Origin of the sequence: Salipiger sp. D13 (assembly GCF_003703915.1) — a bacterium.
GTDB classification, from domain to species: Bacteria; Pseudomonadota; Alphaproteobacteria; order Rhodobacterales; family Rhodobacteraceae; genus Salipiger; species Salipiger profundus.
On record NZ_RAPJ01000086.1, the window covers coordinates 1 to 5,491 of the forward strand.

At 65.5% G+C, this 5,491-nt stretch carries 8 protein-coding genes; all 8 read left to right on the forward strand.

Annotated features, from left to right (window positions below; translation table 11 throughout):
- Positions 1–360: DUF2285 domain-containing protein (locus D6860_RS24940; protein WP_371683213.1), on the forward strand; the 360-nt coding region annotated here is incomplete at its 5' end.
- Positions 361–497: 137 nt separating this feature from the next.
- Positions 498–779 carry a helix-turn-helix transcriptional regulator gene (locus D6860_RS24945; protein WP_076623809.1) on the forward strand — a complete coding sequence of 94 codons (282 nt, stop codon included), beginning with the start codon at positions 498–500 and terminating at the stop codon, positions 777–779.
- 18 nt (positions 780–797) lie between these two features.
- Positions 798–1,970, forward strand: coding sequence for a replication initiator protein A (locus D6860_RS24950; protein ID WP_076623810.1), 1,173 nt, complete (start codon positions 798–800; stop codon positions 1,968–1,970).
- Positions 1,970–2,491 (forward strand): DUF2840 domain-containing protein, encoded by a 522-nt coding sequence (locus tag D6860_RS24955; RefSeq protein WP_076623811.1) that lies wholly within the window; start codon positions 1,970–1,972, stop codon positions 2,489–2,491. Before D6860_RS24950 ends, D6860_RS24955 begins: the two co-directional genes overlap by 1 nt.
- On the forward strand, positions 2,488–3,030 hold the full coding sequence (locus D6860_RS24960) for a S26 family signal peptidase (protein ID WP_076623812.1): 543 nt from the start codon (positions 2,488–2,490) through the stop codon (positions 3,028–3,030). Before D6860_RS24955 ends, D6860_RS24960 begins: the two co-directional genes overlap by 4 nt.
- A 66-nt stretch (positions 3,031–3,096) precedes the next feature.
- Positions 3,097–3,432, forward strand: coding sequence for a DUF736 domain-containing protein (locus D6860_RS24965; RefSeq protein ID WP_076623813.1), 336 nt, complete (start codon positions 3,097–3,099; stop codon positions 3,430–3,432).
- Positions 3,433–3,434: 2 nt separating this feature from the next.
- The gene (locus D6860_RS24970) at positions 3,435–4,199 is read left to right on the forward strand and encodes a lytic transglycosylase domain-containing protein (protein WP_076623814.1); all 765 of its coding nucleotides are present in this window, start codon (positions 3,435–3,437) and stop codon (positions 4,197–4,199) included.
- Positions 4,200–4,442: 243 nt separating this feature from the next.
- The coding region (locus D6860_RS24975; RefSeq protein WP_128549326.1) for a DUF3363 domain-containing protein at positions 4,443–5,491 on the forward strand (1,049 nt) is incomplete at its 3' end.

The following is a 5,491-nucleotide window of genomic DNA, read 5'->3' on the forward strand; positions in this document are numbered from 1 at the left end:
CTGAAAGACCGTGGTCGGCTTGTTGCCACTGTTCCTCTCGGCCCCGAGGGCCTTGATCGCATCGAGGCGATCCAGCGGCTTCTGGCGGACCAGCATCGACGTCGTTCAATCCCCCGCGACACCCGCCTGACCGCGCAGCAGAAAGCGCGCCTGCGGCGTGTCCTCCAGGCCTCCGACGCCGCCTTCGACGGCGCGACCCAGAAGCAGATCGCCGAGGTCCTGTTCCGTACCGGTCACCTGGATCGCGATGAATGGCAGGTCTCCTCGGCCCGTTTTGCCGTCTCCAGCCTTCTTCGTGAGGGGCGTGACCTGATCGCCGGCGGCTATCGCAAGCTCCTGCGTCACCAGCGCCGCCTCTAGGTCCGCGATCCCGCACCGCGGTGTGCGAATTTTCCTCTGCCAACTCCCCACTGCATCTGACCGGACGCGCTTCGCCATCGTGACCTTCATCTGCCGCTGTTTCGCGGCAGTGGTCACATACAGCAGGGAGACGCCCGATGTCCGCCATCTCAACCGAACTTCCCCCGCGCTATCTGCGCACCAAGGAAGCCGCCCAGTTCCTGAGCCTGTCCGCTCGCACGTTGGAGAAGCACAGGACCTACGGCACCGGTCCCGCCTACCACAAGCTGGGCGGACGTGTGGTCTACGCGATCGAGGACCTGCAGGCCTGGGTCGGACGCGGCGCTGTCACCTCGACCTCCGATCCGCGCGGGCAGGTCCTGCCGGCGAAACGCCACGCGCTCGCCAGCCTCCCGCAGCCCGGCCGCTTCGTGCGCTGACGCAGCGGCAATGCCGTCATGACCGATGGACGCAAACCCGGTTCCGAGCGCGGACAGCTCGATCTGTTCCGCGCGCTGCCCGGCGACATCGCCCCCAGAGATGCGCAGGACCTCATGGCCTATCCCTTCTTCTCCCTCGCCAAGTCGAAGCGCGTTGCGCCGATCGACTTTGCCGCTGGCAGCGTCAGCATCCGGGTCGAGGCGGTTCCCGATCACGGCATGGCCACGATCTGGGATGCCGACATACTGATCTGGGCCGCGAGCCAGATCGTCGAGGCGCGTGACGCGGGGCTGCGCACCTCCCGGCTGATGGCCGCCACCCCTTACGAGATCCTCACCTATGTCGGTCGCGGCACCAGTGCGCGGGACTATCAGCGCCTGAAGGCGGCGTTGGATCGTCTGCAGTCGACGACGATCTCCACCTCGATCCGGCAGCCGGCTGAAGGACGCCGGCACCGCTTTTCCTGGATCAACGAATGGCAGGAGCGCAGCGACAGGGACGGGCGCCCGGACGGCATCGAACTGATCGTGCCTGACTGGTTTTACCAGGCGGTACTCGACAATGCGCTGATCCTCACCATCGACCGGGCGTATTTCGACCTGACCGGCGGGCTCGACCGTTGGCTGTATCGCCTGGTGCGCAAGCACGGTGGCCGGCAGCGGGATGGCTGGCGTTTCGACTTCCATCATCTTCACCAGAAGTCCGGGGCGCTGTCCCCCTTCAAGCGCTTCGCCTTCGAGCTTCGCGACATCATCCGGCGGCAGCCACTGCCGGGTTATACGCTCTTTCTCGAGACTGAGGTTGGTGGCCGCAAGCTGCTGGCCTTCGAGCCTGCGCCGGGCTGTGGAAAACCTGTGAATGCGCTCGTGCTATCGGGAACCCGGACTATCGTGCCATCAGGAACCGGGGTCTCGTGCTATCGGGAACCCAAACAGGGTGTAACGTACGGAAGCAAAAGCGGAAATCGCTCCCTTAACTTAGAGTCTAACGAAGACTCTAACTTTGAAGAGCGCGCGGATGGTGTGGAGAACATCATCCGCAGCGCAGCCGGGAGCCTTCGAAAGGCTGAGAAACCGGACGCATCAAGCATGCCTGGCGCTGCCGGATCGCTCCCGGACAGCCCCGCCTCCGACACGATCCGTCGCCCCGTCTTGGCACGCCTTCCACTCGATCTCCCGGGAGATCGGTGATGAGTGTCATTCTGAGACCCGGCAAATCACCCGCGATTGAGGCTTCGTCGCTCAGCTTCGACGGTATGACCCGCGTCGAATTGATCTGGCTGGAGAAGCGGACCGAGTTCTGGATCCGGTTCGGCAACGGGGCAGGGGAGCAGGTCCTGGACCGCAGCCGACGTGTGGTCTTCTTCAAACCTGGTTCTGTCTTCGCCTTCGTTCGCTGGGCGGCGAATGATTATGGAACCGTCCTCTCGCGCATCGACATCGTGCGGACGATGGCGCCCGGCCGTTCCTATCAGACGCTGCCATTCGTGCGCCCAGGTGGCGAGATTTTGTTGAAGATCGAAGGCTGGCCCAGGGTCGAGAAGGTCCTCCGCCATGTCGATGCCATCGAGGGTCTCGGCATCGATCCTGCCGACGTCGATCCCGATCACTGGCGCCATGTCGCCCACTGGATGAAGGCGGGCGAAGCGCCGCGACCCTATACGTCGGAACGCCATGCCGCATGGCGCCGGCGTCGGGAGATCGGAAAATGACCCGTGCCCGCTACATCATGGTGACGGTTGCCGCGCTCGCCGCCGTCATCGCCGGCAGCATTCCGACTGCGCCACGGCTGGTCTGGAACGCCTCGGCCAGCGTGCCGATTGGTCTCTACGCCATCGCGCCGGCGGATCGGCTCAAGGTGCCAGATCTGGTCGTGGTCATGCCGCCCGAACCCTTTGCAGGTTTCATGGCCGCGCGCGGCTATGTCGGTCGCGATGTGCCGATCCTGAAGCGCGTCACCGGGCTGCCGGGACAACGGGTCTGCCGTGACGGCGCCGCGATCACCGTCGATGGCAGACACCTGGGGGAGGCGCGAGAGCGCGACAGCCAGGGCCGTGATCTTCCCGTCTGGCAGGGCTGCCGCACCATCGTAGAGGGCGAGGTCTTCCTGATGAACCCGGCGGTCTCTGACAGCTTCGATGGCCGCTACTTCGGTCCGTTCCCCGCCTCGGCAGTGATCGGCCGGGCCAGTCCACTGTTCACCGACGAGGGTGGCGATGGCCGCCTCGTCTGGCACGCGCCGGAGTGGTGACGCGCGCTTATGGCGGGACGTGCCAGCGGCCTGCCTCCCATTCACCGCAAGAGGAAGGAGCTTCCAATGCCACAGATCGGCCAATTCACACGCACCCCGTCCGGCTATTCCGGACAGCTTCGCACGCTCTCTCTGGACCTGGAACTGACCTTTGTTCCAACCGATAACGTCGATTCCGAGAAAGCTCCCGCCTATCGCATTCATCTCGGTGACGAGGATGGTCCGGAGGTTGGCGCGGGCTGGAAACACACCGGCGAAACCGCAGGGGCTTTCGTTTCGGTCCTGCTCGATGATCCGGTTTTCCGGCATCCGATCCGCGCCCGCCTGTTCCAGTCGGATGAGGAAGGCAGGGACTGGGGGTTGCACTGGACCCGCCCGAAGAAACGCGACGAGCAGGACTGACGATGATCGCGTCCTGCACCCGTCCCGCCTCGGGGAAGGGTGGCATCTGCCACCGCATTCTCCTCCTTCTTCTTTCCGGCCTCTTCCTCCCGGCCACCGCCACGCAGCCGCTCTTGGCGCAAACCGGTGTGCCCGAACACGCAGTCGCCGCGCATCCCTATGCCGCCCAGGTCACCGAGGCGTCGCAGCGCTTCGGCATTCCGACGACATGGATCATGGCCGTGATGCGGGCGGAAAGCACGGGCGATGTGCGCGCGCTGTCGTCGGCCGGTGCGATGGGGCTGATGCAGGTCATGCCCGGCACCTGGGCCGGGCTGCGCATCCGTCATGGTCTTGGCCGAGACCCTTACGATCCGCGTGACAACATCTTCGCGGGCACGGCCTATCTGCGCGAGATGTGGGATCGCTATGGCGATGTCGCGGCGATGCTGGCGGCCTATCATGCCGGTCCCGCCCGCTACGACGAATACCGCTTGGCGGATCGTCCGTTGCCGGCCGAGACGCGCGCCTATGTCGCTGCGCTTGCACCCGTGCTGCTTGGCGAGCGGCCATCGGGCACCGCCATCACTGCAGTCCGGCCGCTCGATTGGCGTGAGGCGGCGCTCTTCATCAGCCGCGACGACGGGACCTTTGCGACCGATCCTGTGTCGCCTCACCCGACGGTCGGCGCCGCTCCTTCACCCGTCCCGGCGGTGCCGCAGGCGGGCATCACCCCGCAGCCTGAGGGCCTCTTCGTCCAGCGGGAGACTGGTGAGGCCCGGCCATGACCCGCGAGATCACACTTCGCGCTCCATCGCGCACTGGCGTGTCGTGGAGAGGACAGGCGGTGGCGGCGGGCACCACGACCGAAGGATGGCAGGATAAAAGGGCGCACGGTGCGCGGCGGTTGGGCGGTTGTTTTTGTTCATGTTTTTGTCGCGTTTCGCACCGTGTGACGCGTCTTCGCACCGTGCGAGATGTGCCTAACACTCTGATATTCAGTGCAGTTTCGCACTGTGTGGGGAAATCCCATGCCCGATGATCGCGAGTTCCGCATCCGTCCGGGACGTATCCGCTCGACACGGGCGCAGCAGGCCCGGCCCTTTGTCGCACAGGCCCTGGCTGCCGCGAAAAAGGCCGGGGGTGGCGTCTCGCGGGCCGGGCGCGTCACCCCGGGCAATCGGTCCCGCTTCGGGCGTGGTCAGCGCGCCAGTATTCAGGCCAACCTCCTTATCACCGCCCGCACACGCGGCGCGGTGGTCAAGGCGCGTGTGGTGCGGCACAGTGGGAAACCCGCGCCTCTCGGAGCCCACCTCGACTACCTGCGCCGGGATGGCGTGACCCGGGACGGGGAGAAGGCCAGGCTGTTTGGACCGGAAACGGAGGATGCCGATGGCCGGGGCTTTGCCGAGCGGTGTGGCGACGATCGTCATCATTTCCGCTTCATCGTCTCACCCGACGACGCGCCGGACATGTCCGACCTGCAATCCTTCACCCGTGATCTTGTCGGGCGGATGGAACAGGATCTCGGCACGTCTCTCGATTGGGTCGGTGTCGATCACTGGAACACGGCCCATCCGCATGTCCATCTGATCGTTCGCGGCATGCGCGACGACGGCCAGGCTCTCGTGATCTCGCGGGACTACATCAAGGAGGGGATGCGCGACAGGGCACGGGATCTCATCACCCAGGAACTGGGCCCGCGCAGCGATCTCGACATCCGCCGGACGCTTGAGCGACAGATCGGGGCCGAGCGCTGGACGCAGCTCGACCGTCAGTTGCTGCGGGATGCGGGGCGTTCGCGCATCCTTGATATGGCGCCGGATACGGATCGGCAGCCGGATGCGTTTCACGCGCTGAAGATCGGGCGGCTGCGCCGGCTGGAAGTGCTCGGTGTCGCTGACCAGATTGGACAGTCGCAATGGCACATCAGGGACGATGCCGAGGCGGTCCTGCGCGAGATGGGGGAGCGTGGCGACATCATCAAGCGGATGCATCGTGCTCTGACGGAACGGGGGATTGAGCGCGGGTCCTCGAGTTACGTCCTTGCCGCGGAGAGCCTCGATGTTCCCGTCATCGG

Excerpts from the sequence above, each read along its gene's own strand:
- D6860_RS24945 (WP_076623809.1), top strand. The coding sequence starts at position 498 with ATGTCCGCCATCTCAACCGAACTTCCCCCGCGCTATCTGCGCACCAAG.
- D6860_RS24950 (WP_076623810.1), top strand. The coding sequence starts at position 798 with ATGACCGATGGACGCAAACCCGGTTCCGAGCGCGGACAGCTCGATCTG.
- D6860_RS24955 (WP_076623811.1), top strand. The coding sequence starts at position 1,970 with ATGAGTGTCATTCTGAGACCCGGCAAATCACCCGCGATTGAGGCTTCG.
- D6860_RS24960 (WP_076623812.1), top strand. The coding sequence starts at position 2,488 with ATGACCCGTGCCCGCTACATCATGGTGACGGTTGCCGCGCTCGCCGCC.
- D6860_RS24965 (WP_076623813.1), top strand. The coding sequence starts at position 3,097 with ATGCCACAGATCGGCCAATTCACACGCACCCCGTCCGGCTATTCCGGA.
- D6860_RS24970 (WP_076623814.1), top strand. The coding sequence starts at position 3,435 with ATGATCGCGTCCTGCACCCGTCCCGCCTCGGGGAAGGGTGGCATCTGC.